Source organism: Myxococcus sp. AB025B (assembly GCF_006518215.1).
Taxonomy (GTDB): Bacteria; Myxococcota; Myxococcia; order Myxococcales; family Myxococcaceae; genus Myxococcus; species Myxococcus fulvus.
On sequence record NZ_SRLW01000094.1, the window covers coordinates 16,994 to 31,874 of the forward strand.

Here is a 14,881-nt window from a genome sequence, read left to right on the forward strand (position 1 = left end):
CAGCCACGCTGGCACGTCGAGTGTGCGCCACGGTCCTTCTGCGTGCCGGAGCAAAGGCGACCTGTTATCACCGCGCACCGTGACGCCCTCGTTTCCCACCGCGTGGCTCCAGGGAGACCCACGCGCGCTCGCCTTCCTGCCCGACCGCTTCCGCCACCGCGCCGCTCGCGCGGAGGCCGCGGCTGCTGCCTCCACCCGCTCCGTCCCGCCCGCGCTGCTCGAGGTGCTGCGAGCCCAGAACGCCCGGCTGGCGCCGAGCCCCGCCAGGACCCGGCATCTGGAGGAGCTCGCCCAGCCCGGCACCATCGTCGTGGTGACGGGCCAACAGATGGGGCTGTTCCTCGGCCCCCTCTTCACGCTCTACAAGGCCGCCGCCGCCATCGTCGCGGCCCGAAAACTCCGGGAAGAAACCGGCCGCCCCTGTGTTCCCGTCTTCTGGCTCCAGACCGAGGACCATGACCTGCCGGAGGTCGACCACTGTTTCGTCGCGAGCCCGCGAGGCGCGCGCTGTCGCGTGTCGCTCGACCTCCCCGACGCGGCCCTCTCACGCGCGCCCATCGCCCACCGGAAGCTGGGCCCCGGGGTCCTCAAAGCCCTGGAGTCGCTGCGCGCGGAGCTGGGGGCGGAGCCCCAGGCCGAGGAGCACCTCTCCCTGCTCGAGTGGGCCTACCGCCCCGACGCGACGCTCGCGGAGGCCTTCACCGAGGTGCTCTCCACCCTCTTCGCCGAAGAGGGGCTGGTGTTCCTCGACCCGAGGGACGCGCGCCTCGCGCCGCTGGCCGCGCCCATCCACCGGCGCTCGCTCGAGCACGCGGCCACCCTCTCCACCGCGCTCACCCAGCGCGTGGAGGAGCTGACCCGCGCGGGCTTCTCCGAGCAGGTCTACATCCGCCCTGGCTCGCCGCTGGGCTTCTTCTCCCCGGACGAGGTCGACGGCGCGCGCTACCGGCTGGACCCCGCGGGGCCCCAGACGTGGAGCCTCGTGGGCCACCCGCGCGGCGCCACCGTCACCACGCAGGAGCTGCTGCGCGCGCTGGAGCAGGAGCCTTTGCGCTTCACCACCTCCGCGCTCCTGCGCCCGCTGCTCCAGGACACGTGGCTGCCCACCGCCGCGTACGTCGGCGGCCCGGGCGAGGTCTCCTACTTCGCGCAGCTGGCGCCGCTCTACGCGCACGCGGGCCTGCCCATGCCGCTCGTGGTGCCGCGCGCGCGCTTCCGGGTGCTCGATGACCGCGCGCGCAGGCTGCTCCACAAGCTGGGCCTCACCGCGGACGAGGCGAGCCAGCCGCGTGAAGCGCTCCTGACGAAGCTGGCCACGCGCGACGCGGCCGAGCCCTACGAGCCCGCGGGCGCCGTGGAGGCGCGGCTGTTCGGCGCGTTCTCCGCCGAGCTGGACACGCTGGGCGAGTCGATGCTGAAGCTGGACCCGCGGCTGTTGGACGCGCTCAAGCGCACGCGCGGCACCGTGCGCGCGGCGGTGTCACGCTTGTCGGCCCGCTACGGCCGGGCGCTCGCGCTGCGCGACGAGGTCACCACCGAGCGCGTGGACCGGCTGCGCGCCATGCTGCTGCCGGAGGGCGCGCCGCAGGAGCGCATCCACGGCATGGCCTACCACGCGTGTCGCTTCGGCACGCGGGCCTTCACCCGCCAGGTGCTCGACGCCTGCATCCCCTTCTCCGGCGACCTCCAGGACCTGACGCCATGAGCGCGAGCGGCGCGACGTACGGGCTGGAGGCGCTGGCCTTCGGTCCCCACCCGGACGACGTGGAGCTGTTCTGCGGCGGGCTGATGGCGCGGCTCGCGAGCCAGGGCCACCGCACGGGCATCATCGACCTGTCGCGGGGGGAGAAGAGCTCGCGCGGCACGCTCGAGTCGCGCGCGGGGGAGACCCAGGCCGCCTCGCGGGTGCTGGGCCTGGCCGTGCGCGAGAACCTGGAGCTGCCCGACGGCTGGCTCAGCCCGTGGGCCGGCTTCGAGGCGCCCGAGGCCGAGCGCGTGCGCGCGTCCGCCGTCGCGCGCGTGGTGGAGGTGCTGCGCAGGCTGCGCCCGGAGCTGGTCATCGTGCCGTGGGAGGAGGAGCGCCACCCGGACCACGAGGCCGCGAGCGCCCTGGTGACACGCGCGCTGTTCTTCTCCGGCGTGCGCAAGTTCGAGACCGAGCCCCCCGGCGCGGCCTTCACGCCCCGACAGGTCCTCTACTATCCGCTGCGCCACCTGGCCGAGCCGAGCTTCGTGGTGGACGTGTCCTCCGTCTACGAGACCAAGACGGCGGCCGTGCGCTGCTACGCGAGTCAGGTGGAACCCCGCCCGGGCGCGCCCGCGACGTTGGTGGGCTCCGCGCTGTCGCTCTCCTCCCTGGAGGCGAGGGACCGCTTCTACGGCGCCCAGGTCGGCGTGACCCATGGCGAGCCGTACGTGGTGCGGGAGACGCTGGGGCTCGTCGACCCGGTGGAGCACTTCCGCCGGAATAGCTTCGAGAAGCCCCTGTTCTTCCCTCACCGCCGATGAGCCCTCCCCTCCGCATCGCCATCACCTGCTTCTCGACGTTCGGTGGCAGCGGCATGGTCGCCACCGGCATCGGCCTGGCCATGGCCGAGCGGGGCCACCAGGTCCACTTCATCGCGCGCGAGCCGCCGGTGCGGCTGGCCGCCCTGCCCAGGGGCGTGTCGTTCCACGAGGTGAAGGAGAGCGACTACCCCGCGCTCCAGCGCTCCGGTACGTACCCGATTGCGCTGGCGTCCAAGATGATTGAAGTCGCCACCCAGGCGCACCTGGATGTGCTGCACGTGCACTACGCGGTGCCCCACGCCACGGCGGCGTGGATGGCGCGCGAGGTGCTGGGTGACCAGGCGCCGCGCGTCGTCACCACGCTGCACGGCACGGACACGACGCTCGTCGGCGTGCACCCCAGCTACCTGCCGATGACGCGCTTCTCCATCCTGAAGAGCGACGCGGTGACGACGCCGTCCGCCTTCCTGCGCGACGCGACGTGGAGCGGCTTCGGCATCCCCGACAGCTTCCCCATCGAGGTCATCGCCAACTTCGTGGACACGGAGGCGTACGCCCCCGCGCGCGAGCGCGCACAGCTCAAGGCCCTCTTCCCGGACCTGGGCGACGACGAGCCCGTGCTCGTGCACGTCTCCAACTTCCGCCCCGTCAAGCGCATCACCGACGTGGTGGCCGTCTTCGCCCAGGTGCACCGAGAGCGGCCGTGCCGGCTGGTGATGGTGGGCGACGGGCCGGAGCGCGAGCCCGCGGAGCGGATGCTGCGCGAGTTGGGGCTCGCCCACCGCGTGGCCTTCCCCGGCAAGCAGGAGCGCTTCGTGCGGGTGCTCGCCGCGTCCGACGTGTTCCTGCTGCCCAGTGAGCAGGAGAGCTTCGGGCTCGCGGCGCTGGAGGCGCTCAGCTGCGGGGTGCCCGTGGTGGCCAGCGACGTGGGCGGCATCCCGGAGGTGGTGCGCCACGGCGAGACGGGCCTGCTGGCGCCGCTGGGGGACGTGCGCGCCATGGCGGGCCACGTGCTGGGCCTCTTGCGGGACACGGCGAGGTGGCGGGCCTTCTCCCTCCGGGCGCGCGCCGACGTCGTCGAGCGCTTCAGGCAGGCGCCGGCCATCGACCGGTACGAGTCGCTCTACCGGCGACTCGCGGGCGGAGCCCCCCGACGCTGAAGGAGGGCTCCACTGGGACGGAGGACTACTTGTTCTTCCAGTCCGCCAGGGCCTTGGAGACCTGGTCCTTGTAGAAGAAGTTCGGGGCCTTCTGGCCCAGGTCCCACGAAATCTGCGCGGCCTTGCGAGCCTCCGCGTACTTGCCGCTCTTGGCGAGGATGTCCGCGCGAATCCACTGGTTGTACCAGTTGGAGTCGATGGCCACGGACGCGTCCGCCAGCTTCAGCGCCGCCGCGTAGTCCTTGGTGGACTCCGCCACGTAGCGGGCCGCCTGGGCGTGCTCACTGGCGCTCTGCGCCACCGCCTTCTCGATGTTCGCCTTGGCCAGCGTCGCGGTGTCCGCCTTGATGGGGACGGAGACGCGCAGCTTCTCCCACTCCAGGTCCAGCGACGTGGTGTCCTCGGTGGTGTTGCTGAACACGTACGTCAGGCGCTCGCGGCTGGGAATCGCCGCCGTGGTGCCGGCGACGGTGACGATGTCGTTGGCGGGCGAGTACTGGGCGGGCGTGGAGAACAGGCCCAGCTCCTTGTTCAGCATCACCTTCCAGCCCTTCTGCGAGGGCAGCGTGACGATGGAGTACGTGCCCGCGGGCACGGCCTTGCCACCGAAGGTGACGTCGTGGCTGAAGGTAATCTTGGTGGCCGCGTTCGCGCCCGAGCGCCACGGCTTGTCCCAGGGCACCAGGTCACCCCAGACCTTGCGGCCCTTCACCGCCGGGCTGGAATAGTCGACGGAGATGGACGTGACGCCCACCTCCTGCGTCACCTTGGCGGAGGGGCTGGCCGCGGGCAGCTCCAGCTGGGCGGAGGCGGGGGCCGCGACGAGGGCCACCAGCGCCGAGAACAGACAACCGAGGGCAACGTTCTTCATCGTCCTCACTTCATCCTTTCTGGATTCTGCATCCAGGGTTCTTGAGGGGTGCGAAAGCGCGCGGAGTGTATAGACGAGTCCGGAGCCCACCAAACGCTTCGCGCATGCCCGGACGCGTCATGCTCCGGGCGGCCCACCAGACACTCCGGTGGGTGGAGTATTCCCGTCGGACCCCGGGAGCACGAAGCTGCCGGGTGAGGACCTCGCATGAAGCTCACCCGGCTCACCGTCCACCACTACCGCGGCGTCGCCCCCGGCACCGAGCTGACCCCCGGGCCCACGCTCAACCTCATCCTGGGTGAGAACGGCACCGGCCGCACCACGCTGCTGGAGCTGCTGTCCACCGTGCTCGGCTCGGACTTCTCCGGCCTCATCCACGAGCGCTTCGCGCTGGAGTACGAGCTGGCCTTCCCGGGCATGAAGCTGCACGTCTTCGCGCGCAACGACACGCGGGTGCCCGAGCGCGCGGACGCGACGCCCCGGCAGGGCGCGGGGCTGTTGCCGCTGCGCGTGCCCACGCACGAGTCGGGGCTGCAGCCGCTCATCGAGGTGGAGCTCTTGCTGACGTCGCCGTCGACGCGGCTGGTGCTGCGCGCGGACTCGGAGGGGCTCGACTGCAAGGTGGATGGGGAGAGCGCGTGGTCTCGCACCATGCACTGGTCGCTCTTGGACCGCTCGGTGTGGACGCTGCTGTTCATGACGGCGCAGTACATCGACGCGGGGCTCAAGGAGCGGCTCAAGACGCTGCTGCGCCGCACCTTCCTGCTCGCGCCGCAGCGCTTCGACGAGGCGCTCGGGATGTACGAGCGGCTGGGCGCCATCCGCTACGCGATGGAGGCGCACGACGGCGAAATCTTCCCGCTGGGGTTGATGGCGCTGCCGTCCTGGATGCCAGGGTGGCTCAAGGAGCGCGTGGAGCTGGAGCCCCTGGTGGACGCGCTGGAGCTGCGCCATGACGCGCTGGAGCGCTCGTTCCTCGCGCGCTTCGTGGAGATGGCGGGGATGGCCTCCGGACGGCTGCGCGTGGAGGTGTTGGAGAAGCGCTCGTACGACAACGGCGGGCGCGTGGGCTTCGGCGGCTTCACCTTCCACTTCGTCCGCCGCGACGGGGGCGAGGTGTCTCAGGCGGAGCTGGGCTTCGGCCAGAAGCGGCTGCTGTCGCTCCTGTACTACCTGGACGTCAACGAGGACTTCGCCATCCTGGACGAGCCCGCCAATGGACTGCACCCGCGCTGGGTGGAGGCCGCGCTCGGGGAGCTGGGCGGGCGGCAGGTGTTCCTCGCCAGTCAGAGCCCGCTGCCCCTGGAGCACGCGGTGTTCACTTCCGACGAGGAACTGCGCGCCTCCCTCATCCACTGCGGCCCGGTGGCTCACGAGGGGCAGCAGCGCATCGGCTGGGCCCACCCCACCCGGCAGCTCGCCGCGAGCCTCTTCGAGTCCCACCGCGGCGGCGCGCGGCCCCTGGGGACCCTGCTGCGAGAGCAGGGCGTGTGGTGAGCCCCAGGTCATTCATGGACAGGTGCGGCGAATTGTCGCGGCACCCTCCGGTCTCCGGATGATTGTCGCTGGCAAGTGATTGGGGTGCCCCCGGGGCTGCGGCAAAAGGCCACATCGGTGGCGCGCGGGCCGTCTGTTAACCCGGGTCTCCAGCGCAATCCCTTCCACTGGAGGCCCTGCTTGAAGACCTCACTCCCACTCCTGCTCGCGTCCGCGGGCCTGCTGGTCGGCACGGCCGCCCAGGCGCACATCGGCACCTCCGGCGCCGGCCCCGCCATCGAAGGCACGTCCTATGAGGTGCAGTTCACCGTCGGCCACGGCTGCAGCGGCGCGGACACCTGGCGGCTCCAGATTCGCATCCCCGAGGGTGTCACCTCCGTGCGGCCGCTGGACTCGCAGTTCGGCAAGGCGGTGGTGGAGAAGGACGCGAGCGGAAACGTGAAGTCCATCACCTGGACACGCGCCTCCGCATCCGAGGTGCTGGCCGCGGACACGCATGCGCACCGCGTCTCCTTGCGCGCGCGCATGCCGAACACGCCGTTCGCGAACGTGTACTTCCCCACCACGCAGACCTGCCGCGACGCCCAGGGCCAGGAGACGACGGTGGAGTGGGTGGGCACGTCCGGGGACCACCAGCACGGCGCCACGGACGCCGGCAGCGAGCCGCAGGCCGAGCCCGCGCCCGCCGTCTTCATCTACCCCGCGCGCACGCCGGGCTGGAACAAGTACACCGTGCAGGAGCACGTGCATGACCTGAGCGTGTTCAAGGACGCGCTCATCGTCTGGTCGGGCAAGAGCGCGTACAGCGCCAACCCGGTGACGAAGGAGCTCATCGCCTCCGAGCCGGACACGACGCCGCTGACGGAGATTCATCCCGGCACGGAAATCTGGGTCAAGTACTGAGACGGGGAGGAGGAACGATGACTCGCCATCTATGCGCCGTCATCGCCGCGTGCGCCGTGCTCGGCGCGTGCTCGGACGATGACAAGAAGCCCTCGCAGCAGGACGCGGGCCCCCTCTCCACCCAGGGGCTCACGCCCTCCGCGCTGGAGCGCCCGCCGACGTCGGGGGGACTGCCCGCGGACCTGAAGCCGCCGGGACGCTGAACCAGACGGACCGTTGGAAAAAGAACTGGCGCGAGTCCACCGGGCTCGCGCCAGTTTTCTTTTGTGCGACCTGACCGCCTCGATGCCCACCCCGCGAGGCCACGCGCCTCCTCGCAGGGCGATTGCAAACCAGCACCTTGCCTGGATTTCCAGCCCGCCAGGACAAAGCCACCCCCCGCAGAATCAATGAATGGCAAACTTGGAACTTGACCTCACACTCCATTCAAGTCCAAACAACAGACGTCGCCGCAAGGGCAAACACCCTGCGGCGACGTCACCTCCAACAGGAGAGGCACACCATGCGATTGAATTCACTCGTGGTTGCACTTGCATTCATACTCAGCGGCATCGCCCTGCTCCTTCCCACCCAGGCCAAGGCCCAGGAGTGCATCGAAGCCCAGGCGTGGGTGGAGGCCCATGCGAAGCAACTGCCCACGCAGTATGACGAGTTCGCCCGCTTCTCGTTGGCCTACCGCAAGGCCATCTTCGCGAAGCTCTCTCCCGAGGCCCAGAGCAATCTCTGGAAGCAGCACTATCAGCAGTACCTCGAGACGCATCCCAACCTGGACAAGGCCCAGGTCGAGTTCATCCAGAAGCTCCTGGGCGTCTTCACTCCGTCCCTCTTCGCGCAGGGCTCCAGCGTGAGCACGGTGGGCGCGGACCTTGCCCGAATCAAGGAGCAGGCCACGTCTCTGTTTGGCCAGACCGAGGCGACGCTGCTCCTCGCCACCCTCGGGCCGCAAGAGCAGGCCAGCGCCGCCGGCAACAAAGCCAACTGCAGCTGCAGCACGGCCTCGGACTATTGCCCCATCCTGACGTTCTGCACGACCGGAACGGCCTGTAGCTACACCCCCACGGGGTGCGGCACTGGCTGGGTCTACGCGTGCAATGGTGACTGCTTCTACTGAGCCGCCCGAGTCCCACGCCGGTTGAACGAGGCGTCTGGCTCCTGCCTCTCGGGGCGAGCATGCCACGGCATGCCCCTCCGAGGGGCGCCCCGCTGGATTGACGCACCCATTCGAGGTTGCTATTGCCGGGCGCACTCCACCCGCTCACTCCGGCGCATGTCCCCGAGCCCACAACACCGCCTCCGGCCATGGCTCAAGAAACTGGGTGCGCTGCTCCTCTTCATCCTCGTCCTCCACGCCATCGCAGCCATGGACTGGTGGTGCCCGGCGCCCTCGTCCGAGAGCCCACGCGTCGTGGCCGCCGCCGCGTTCAAGGGGCCGCTCCAGGCTGGCGCGGGAGTGGAGGACATCATCGTTCCATTGCCCGTCGCCTCCGCCGGCTATGGCCCCTTGCGCCCCTCGGCCACGGAAGCAACCACTCCACTGGCCATCAGGGCCCTGGTGCTCCAGTCAGGCGACGTCCGGGTGGCCATCGTCTCGGCGGAGCTGTTAACCCCCCCGTCCGCGATGCGACGCTCTCTGGCGGGCCTCCTCCAGGAGTTGAAGGTCACCGAGCTGTTGGTGACGGCCACCCACACCCATTCCTCGATGGGGAGCTACGAACCGTCCTCTCTCTTCCAGCTCGGTGGAGTCGGGCGGTTCCGCCCGGCCGCGAGTCAGGCCGTCATCGCGGCGACAAGCAGCGCCTTGCGGCGAGCGGTGGAAGCCCTCACCCCGGTCTCCGTCGAGCTGGGTGAGGGCAGCGTCCCCGACCTCATCGTCTCTCGCGGTCGCGACGAACCCCAGGCCGATGCCCGGTTGACACGTCTGGTCTTCCGACACGAGCAGCGGAAGGTCGCGGAACTCTCCATCTTCTCGGCGCATCCGACGCTCGCGCCCCACAAGTCCCGGACCCTCTCGGGAGACTATCCAGGGCGGTACAGCCGCACGATGGAGGAGGAAGGTGGGGTGGTTCTCTTCCTCCAGGGCATGGTCGGGAATGCTCGAGCAGCCCTTCCCCCACGGGAGGGCGACGCTTCCTCCCGGGATGCGCTCTTCGCAACGCTCCTGACGCACGCGGCTCGCGGCATCCATCCCACGCCTGTCCCGGCGGAGGGACTGGCCTACACGCGAGTCCAGGTGAAGCTCCCGCGTCCCGATGCCAGCCGACTGGTGCCCGTTGGCCTGCACGGCATCACCGAGAACGCCCTGTGCCACCTGGGTCCTCGCCAAGCCGAGGCATCTCGACTGAGCCTGGGGTCCGCGAGCCTGCTGTTCATGCCCGCCGAAGTGACGCTTCCAGCGGGTCGCCTGATCGAGGACGCGGGCGGCGCAACCCGCGTCATCTCGCTCACCGGGGATTACATCGGCTATCTGGATTCGCCCGAGCACGTCCGGAATCAGAGCGGTGAGAGCCAGCTTCAGTATTTTGGCCCCGAGCTCCTCGAGACCTTCGTCCGGGCCGCCGCGTTGACGACCTCCAGCCTCGAAGGCCCCCGCCCCCCGTGACGTCGGCTGTCCGAGGGACGCCACGCACGGGTCGCGACGCCCTCGGCCGGCATCCTCGAAGCCACCCGGGACACACCTGCAAGCCAGGACCCGATGCTATGACAGACGCATGACGACGCTAAAGGAGTGGGGCCTGGCGGTCCTGCCGTTCACGGCGCTGGTCCTGCTCTGGCGCTTCTCCGTCTCTCGCGAGAAGCGCCAGACCCAGCCGCTCTACCGCGCCGTCGACGAGGGGGCCGTGGGCGAGGTCCAGGCCATCCTCTCGAAGCAGGCCTTCCCGAACCTGCGCTCGGTGGTCGTCGCGAGCGCCGTGGTCAGGGCCGTCGAAGCCAGACAGCTGGCGGTGCTCGACTTCCTGCTCAGCCCCGAGCTGAAGCCCGTGTCGCTCACCCAGAAGCTCGATGCCTTCCTTCACGAGCAGGCGATGAAGGGCGGCTGGAGGGGCGTGGTGCTCTGGCGCGCACGGAGATCACCCCTTTTCCTGCCCTGGAGGGACCTGAGCAAGAAGGACAAGCTGCGGCTGAGGTCCCTGGCCACTCGCGGCGTCGAGGCGGAGCCCGCGAAGGTCATGCTTCGCCACGACGTCCGAGGCTGGACGCTCGCCTGAATCGGCATAGGGGGCAGGAGGTTCAGTCCGCCTGCTCCCCTGCCACACCACCGGACATGCGGGCCCGCATCCGGCGGTTCGGTCGGTTGAGGTTAGCTGGCAAGTCGGGGGACTCCCAGGTCGTCGTAGTAGCGGGTCGGCAGAGCCAGTTGCACCTTCCCACCCGCGTTCTTCCACCAGCAGCGGGAGATGGCGGCCACCTGTCGGGCGACGTCCTCCGGCGCACCTCGGCGCCGCAGCTCCCGATAGATGGTCGTGCCTCGCTTCCATTGCTTGAGTTGCACCTGGCGCAGGCGGCGACGGACCCACTGGTCCAGCGTCTCGAAGATGCCTGGAGTCTCCGCCCGCCGGAAGTACTGCTTCCAGCCGGTGAGGTACTCCTTTAGCTCCCTCATCACGGCGGCCATGCTTCGGCCTGCGTTGCGGGCCGTTATCTCTCGCACCCGCGCTTTCATCGCCTCCAGCGCCTTGGGGGCCACTCGGCGTTTCACCTGACGTCCCGGAGCCACCCAGAAGCTGTAGCCCAGAAACTTCCGGTTCCACGGCCGGTCCACCGCGCTCTTCTCCTCGTTGATTCGCAGCCGCAGCCGCGCGTACAGCTCGCGCAGCGTCTGGAGCACTCGCTGCCCGGCCCGTTTGGAACGCACGTACACGTTGCAGTCGTCGGCGTACCGCACGAAGCACAGGCCCCGCTTCTCCAACTGCTTATCCACTTCGTCGAGCAGCACGTTGGCCAGCAGCGGTGACAAGGGACCGCCCTGCGGCGTCCCCTCGTACCGCTCCACCACCACCCCGTTCACCATGACGCCGGCTTCGAGGTAGCGGCGAATCAGCCCCAGCACCCGCTTGTCTCCGAGTCGCTTCGCCATTCTTCCCATCAGCACGTCGTGGTGCACCCGGTCGAAGAACTTCTCCAGGTCCACGTCCACCACCACTCGGCGCCCCTCCTGGATGTAGCGCTGCGCGGCGCATACCGCGTCGTGCGCGCTCCTTCCGGGCCGGAAGCCATAGCTGTGCTGCGAGAAGCTCGCGTCGAAACCGGGTTGCAACACTTGCAACAGGCACTGCTGGATGAGCCGGTCGAGCACCGTCGGAATGCCCAGCTTTCGCACCCCGCCGCCGCTCTTGGGAATCTGCTGCTCGCGGACCGGCTTGGGACGGTAGCTGCCCGATAGCAACTGCTCGCGGACGTCGCCCCATCCGGTCACCAGCCACGTGGGCAACTCTTCCACCGTCATCCCGTCGATGCCGGGACTGCCCCCATTCTGCTTCACCCGTCGCAACGCCGCCTTGACGTTGCCAGCTTCGAGCGCCCGCTCCATCAGCCGGGCGTCGTTTCCCAGATGCGCGTTTCGGCTCGCCACCGTCGGCATTTCGTCACTCCGCTCTACCCTCGGGGCTTCACCCCTACCCTGAAGCGGGAGCTCCGCTTGCGCGGACTTCTGACGCCCGGTGCCTTCGAGACTCACCGTCGTTTCACCCTTCCTTCCGTTCGGCCCTTCGCGGCCACTCTGGCTCGTCCCGGCTCGGTGAGGCTGCCACGCCATCCCTGCCGACGCTGAGTGCCACTACTACGGCTTCTGCTGACTCCTCGCTCCGGCCTGCTTCTCAGCGGCCGTCGCCCTTTCAGGCATGAGGCGAGGTCTCCCCAGGTAAGAGTCGTGGGTATCCACGCGCAGCCGTCGGATTTACGCCGTCCGTCCTTGGTCGCGAGAGCTTCGCGGTGCATTGCCCGCTCGCCCTGACTCGCAGCGCCTCGTATCCGTTTCCTGTGCGTCGGCTCGCGCTTTCGCTCCCCGCTTCCTCCAGAACCTCCCTCGCGGTCGGCCCCTTGCGGTTCGCTCGGGCTCGCTGCGACCAGTTCGCCCAGAGGACTTTCACCTCCAACCCACGCCCATGCTGGGCGCACAACGACGAAGGGCCCGTGCGTGTGCACGAGCCCTCGTGGACTTCACCTGCGTGCGGGGGTGCGCGTCAGAACTGGCCGGCGCGCGCCTGCTCGAAGGGCACGCGGTGCTTGACGTACATCGTGTCCATCATGTGGTTGCCGATGAGGTTCAGGTTGCCGTCGGTGAAGCGGTGCACCACGGCGCCCTTGCCCGCGTCCTTGGCGAAGGCGATGGGGTCGAAGCTGCCGCCCAGGCCGGTGAGGGTGGGGACGGCATCCGCGTTGTTGATGTAGTGCACGTACTGGGGGCCGTCCGGGTAGCGGGTGGACGCCGCGCCGAAGGTCTCCACGCTCAGCTTGCCCATCAGCTTCTCGACCTGCGCGGAGGACATGCCGTCCTCGATGCGCAGCCGGCGCTCCACGTCGAACAGGGCGCGCGCGGTGATGAGGCCGCCCTGGCTGTAGCCCATGAGGTGGACCTCGCGGCCCGCCTTCAGCTCCCCGTAGACGGTGTCCGCCAGGGTGTCCACGGCGGGGTTCTTCCCCTTGTCCAGCTTGTCGCCCACGCACTGGGCCAGGTCCGCGACGAAGCCCTCGGTGGCGTTGTGGATGCCGATGACGCGCGCGTCGGCCTTCTCCGCGATGGCTCGCATCTCGCTGAGCTGGTTGGCGGCCGGCGTGAGGATGCCGTTGATGTAGAGGACCGTCTTGTCGGGGTTCGGGTTGTTCTGCGGCGTGACGCCGGGGATGTCCTTGAGCGGCGTGCCGGGCGGGAAGGTCTGCCCCTTGGCGCCCATCAGCTTGCCGTCCAGCGTCTTGTCCGGCCTGGCATCGCCGCCAAACAGGCGCTTGACCTCGCTCAGGTGCGTGGCCTCGAAGACGTCCTTGCCCTGCTCCAGGAAGCGCGGGACCTCCTTCAGCCCGTTCTTCGCGGCCTCCACCAGCCCGCCCAGCGGGTTCTTCAGCGACGCGCGCTGGGTCTGCGACGGGGCGACGGGCGTGGAGACGGGGCGGTTGCGGTCGATGGGGCTCATGAAGGGCTCCGGCCCATGGGGGTGCTGGGCGTTCCCACCATTTTCTCACACGGGCATCGGGAAGTTGCGTCGGGGCCCCACCTGCTGGGAACCGCGCCAGCACCCAGGGTGTCCGGGGACGGCATCGAGCCTGGCCAACCCTGGAGAATCCATGACGATGCGACCCGCCGTCGGCGCCCTGCTGCTGCTCTGGGGGTGCGCGACGTCCTCGACCACGACGCAGCGCGCCACGCCCCCTCCTGCACGGCCCGTCTTCCTGGAGGACGACTGGGAGGGGGCGCTGCGCGAGGCGAAGGAGGGCGGGCGGCCGCTCTTCGTGGAGGCGTGGGCGCCCTGGTGTCAGTCGTGTCGCTCCCTGCGCGCGACGGTGCTGACGTCCCCCGCGCTGGGCGCGTGGGCGGAGCGCTTCGTGTGGCTGACGATGAACACGGATGCGCAGAGCAGCCTGCCCTTCCTCCAGCGCTACCCGGTGGACACGTGGCCGACCCTGTTGGTGCTGGAGCCGGAGCACGGCGCGGTCATCACCCGCTCGCTGGGCGCGGTGTCCGAGCCCCAGTTGCTGGGCCTGCTGGCCCAGGCCGAGCGGACCTTCCAGCGCGGCCATGGGGGCACGGAGCTGCTGGCGCGGGCGGATGAGCTCGCGCTCCAGGGTCGGCACGCCGAGGCGGCCCAGGGCTATGGGCAGGCGCTGACGGGGCTGGCGGCGGAGGACGCGCGACGGGCGGGCACGGTGGTGTCGTGGCTCAAGTCCCTGTCGGCCTCGGGGTCGGCCGAGGAGTGCGTGCGGGTGGCGGGGAGGGAGCTGCCGGGACTTGCGCGCGCGGATGACCGCACGCGGCTGTTGTATGTGGGCATGGGCTGCGCGCTGGATGCCGACACCGAGGAGGCGCGAGCGGCGCGAGACCGCTTCGCCGAGGAGGCCCGGCGGGGCCTCGACGCGCCCGAGGACGCGTTGAGCCCGCTGCAGCGCTCGTCGCTCTTCGAGCTGGCCTGTGAGGCGTACGAGCTGGCCGGGGACACGGCGGGCCTGCGGGGGATGACGGAGCGGTGGTGGACGTTCCTGGGGGCCCAGGCCCGGCACGCGAGGGACGCCGAGGAGCGCGCCGCGCTCGACTCGCATCGGGTGATGGCGGCGGCGCTGAGAGACAGGCCCGGCGAGGCGCTGGCGCTGCTGGAGCGCAGCGCGCGGGAGCTCCCCGGGGACTACAACCCGCCGGCCCGGCTGGCGACGTTGTACGCGATGGCCGGACGCCATGACGAGGCGCTGGCCGCGAGCGAGCGGGCCCTCGCGCTGGCGCCGCGAATCGCGCGGGGCACCGTGCTCGCAGGGCACGCGCGCATCCTCCTGGCCCGGGGAGAGGGAGCCCGCGCGGAGCGGCTGCTCACCGAGGCCCTGGAGGAGCTGGACAGCACCCCCGGCATGCCCCGGGAGCATCTGCAGCGAAGGGCCCTCGAGCACGCGCTCCAGCGGGTCCGCGCGAGCAACGCCGCGCCGGCGAATCAGTGAGGAGGCAGCGGCTCCGGGGGTTCACCCGAGACCTTCTGCTCCACCTGTCTTCGCACCAGCCGCTTCGTCGCCGTCTCCTCGTCCTCGGTGCGCTGACGCCGGCGCACCAGCCCCTGGCTCTCGTCCACGAACCAGAAGAGCACCCGGTAGAAGGCCGCGATGACGGTGACGAGCAACGCGGAGAGAAACCACCTCAAGCCCCACCCCACCCAGCCGCCCACCACCACGTCGATGGCGTACGTCCCCGTCAACGGCACCAGCACGAAGGCCACGTAGTGCGACACGCAGTAGGGACACGACACCAGAT

14 protein-coding genes are annotated in these 14,881 nt (G+C 70.0%); 10 read left to right on the top strand and 4 right to left on the bottom strand.

Annotated features, from left to right (window positions below; translation table 11 throughout):
• The first annotated feature begins 79 nt into the window (after nucleotides 1-79).
• From bshC to bshA, 3 genes are read left to right on the top strand one after another with little or no spacing between them, the layout of a single operon-like run.
• Nucleotides 80-1,705 carry a bacillithiol biosynthesis cysteine-adding enzyme BshC gene (bshC, locus tag FL311_RS17680; RefSeq protein ID WP_141326296.1) on the top strand — a complete coding sequence of 542 codons (1,626 nt, stop codon included), beginning with the start codon at nucleotides 80-82 and terminating at the stop codon, nucleotides 1,703-1,705.
• Complete coding sequence (gene bshB1, locus FL311_RS17685) at nucleotides 1,702-2,508, top strand: bacillithiol biosynthesis deacetylase BshB1 (RefSeq protein WP_141326298.1); 807 nt, start codon at nucleotides 1,702-1,704, stop codon at nucleotides 2,506-2,508. Before bshC ends, bshB1 begins: the two co-directional genes overlap by 4 nt.
• Nucleotides 2,505-3,668, top strand: coding sequence for an N-acetyl-alpha-D-glucosaminyl L-malate synthase BshA (bshA, locus tag FL311_RS17690; RefSeq protein ID WP_141326300.1), 1,164 nt, complete (start codon nucleotides 2,505-2,507; stop codon nucleotides 3,666-3,668). The genes bshB1 and bshA overlap by 4 nt, the downstream gene beginning before the upstream one ends.
• 25 nt (nucleotides 3,669-3,693) lie before the next feature.
• Here the strand turns inward: bshA and FL311_RS17695 are convergent, their stop codons facing one another.
• Nucleotides 3,694-4,539, bottom strand: coding sequence for a DUF2911 domain-containing protein (locus tag FL311_RS17695; protein ID WP_194869242.1), 846 nt, complete (start codon nucleotides 4,537-4,539; stop codon nucleotides 3,694-3,696).
• Between the two features lie 207 nt (nucleotides 4,540-4,746).
• Here FL311_RS17695 and FL311_RS17700 point away from each other — a divergent pair, with 207 nt between their 5' ends.
• The 6 genes from FL311_RS17700 to FL311_RS17725 all read left to right on the top strand — a co-directional run bounded on the left by FL311_RS17700 (nucleotide 4,747) and on the right by FL311_RS17725 (nucleotide 10,145).
• Nucleotides 4,747-6,036, top strand: a complete 1,290-nt coding sequence (locus FL311_RS17700) for an AAA family ATPase (RefSeq protein ID WP_141326304.1) — start codon at nucleotides 4,747-4,749, stop codon at nucleotides 6,034-6,036.
• A gap of 180 nt (nucleotides 6,037-6,216) precedes the next feature.
• A complete protein-coding gene (locus FL311_RS17705; RefSeq protein ID WP_141326306.1) occupies nucleotides 6,217-6,939 on the top strand; it encodes a DUF1775 domain-containing protein in 723 nt (240 codons plus the stop codon).
• 17 nt (nucleotides 6,940-6,956) lie between these two features.
• On the top strand, nucleotides 6,957-7,142 hold the full coding sequence (locus tag FL311_RS17710; protein WP_141326308.1) for a hypothetical protein: 186 nt from the start codon (nucleotides 6,957-6,959) through the stop codon (nucleotides 7,140-7,142).
• A 299-nt stretch (nucleotides 7,143-7,441) separates the two neighbouring features.
• Entirely contained in the window at nucleotides 7,442-8,050 is a 609-nt protein-coding gene (locus FL311_RS17715) for a bacteriocin fulvocin C-related protein (RefSeq protein WP_141326310.1), read from the top strand.
• 294 nt (nucleotides 8,051-8,344) lie between these two features.
• Entirely contained in the window at nucleotides 8,345-9,538 is a 1,194-nt protein-coding gene (locus tag FL311_RS17720; protein ID WP_194869243.1) for a neutral/alkaline non-lysosomal ceramidase N-terminal domain-containing protein, read from the top strand.
• 109 nt (nucleotides 9,539-9,647) lie between these two features.
• Nucleotides 9,648-10,145: a hypothetical protein gene (locus tag FL311_RS17725; RefSeq protein WP_141326314.1), complete on the top strand. Its 498-nt coding sequence runs from the start codon at nucleotides 9,648-9,650 to the stop codon at nucleotides 10,143-10,145.
• Between the two features lie 92 nt (nucleotides 10,146-10,237).
• Here the strand turns inward: FL311_RS17725 and ltrA are convergent, their stop codons facing one another.
• Nucleotides 10,238-11,509 (bottom strand): group II intron reverse transcriptase/maturase, encoded by a 1,272-nt coding sequence (ltrA, locus tag FL311_RS17730; protein ID WP_228556924.1) that lies wholly within the window; start codon nucleotides 11,507-11,509, stop codon nucleotides 10,238-10,240.
• A gap of 610 nt (nucleotides 11,510-12,119) precedes the next feature.
• Complete coding sequence (locus tag FL311_RS17735; protein WP_141326320.1) at nucleotides 12,120-13,067, bottom strand: hypothetical protein; 948 nt, start codon at nucleotides 13,065-13,067, stop codon at nucleotides 12,120-12,122.
• Between the two features lie 151 nt (nucleotides 13,068-13,218).
• Between FL311_RS17735 and FL311_RS17740 the strand changes: the two genes are divergently transcribed.
• Nucleotides 13,219-14,574: a thioredoxin family protein gene (locus FL311_RS17740; RefSeq protein ID WP_141326322.1), complete on the top strand. Its 1,356-nt coding sequence runs from the start codon at nucleotides 13,219-13,221 to the stop codon at nucleotides 14,572-14,574.
• On the opposite strand, the gene FL311_RS44095 is transcribed toward FL311_RS17740, so the two are convergent.
• Nucleotides 14,568-14,881: hypothetical protein (locus FL311_RS44095; RefSeq protein WP_141326324.1), on the bottom strand; the 314-nt coding region annotated here is incomplete at its 5' end. The genes FL311_RS17740 and FL311_RS44095 overlap by 7 nt on opposite strands.

Coding starts and splice junctions, on each gene's coding strand:
- bshB1 (WP_141326298.1), top strand. CDS start 1,702: ATGAGCGCGAGCGGCGCGACGTACGGGCTGGAGGCGCTGGCCTTCGGT.
- bshA (WP_141326300.1), top strand. CDS start 2,505: ATGAGCCCTCCCCTCCGCATCGCCATCACCTGCTTCTCGACGTTCGGT.
- FL311_RS17695 (WP_194869242.1), bottom strand. CDS start 4,539: ATGAAGAACGTTGCCCTCGGTTGTCTGTTCTCGGCGCTGGTGGCCCTC.
- FL311_RS17700 (WP_141326304.1), top strand. CDS start 4,747: ATGAAGCTCACCCGGCTCACCGTCCACCACTACCGCGGCGTCGCCCCC.
- FL311_RS17710 (WP_141326308.1), top strand. CDS start 6,957: ATGACTCGCCATCTATGCGCCGTCATCGCCGCGTGCGCCGTGCTCGGC.
- FL311_RS17715 (WP_141326310.1), top strand. CDS start 7,442: ATGCGATTGAATTCACTCGTGGTTGCACTTGCATTCATACTCAGCGGC.
- FL311_RS17725 (WP_141326314.1), top strand. CDS start 9,648: ATGACGACGCTAAAGGAGTGGGGCCTGGCGGTCCTGCCGTTCACGGCG.
- FL311_RS17735 (WP_141326320.1), bottom strand. CDS start 13,067: ATGAGCCCCATCGACCGCAACCGCCCCGTCTCCACGCCCGTCGCCCCG.
- FL311_RS17740 (WP_141326322.1), top strand. CDS start 13,219: ATGACGATGCGACCCGCCGTCGGCGCCCTGCTGCTGCTCTGGGGGTGC.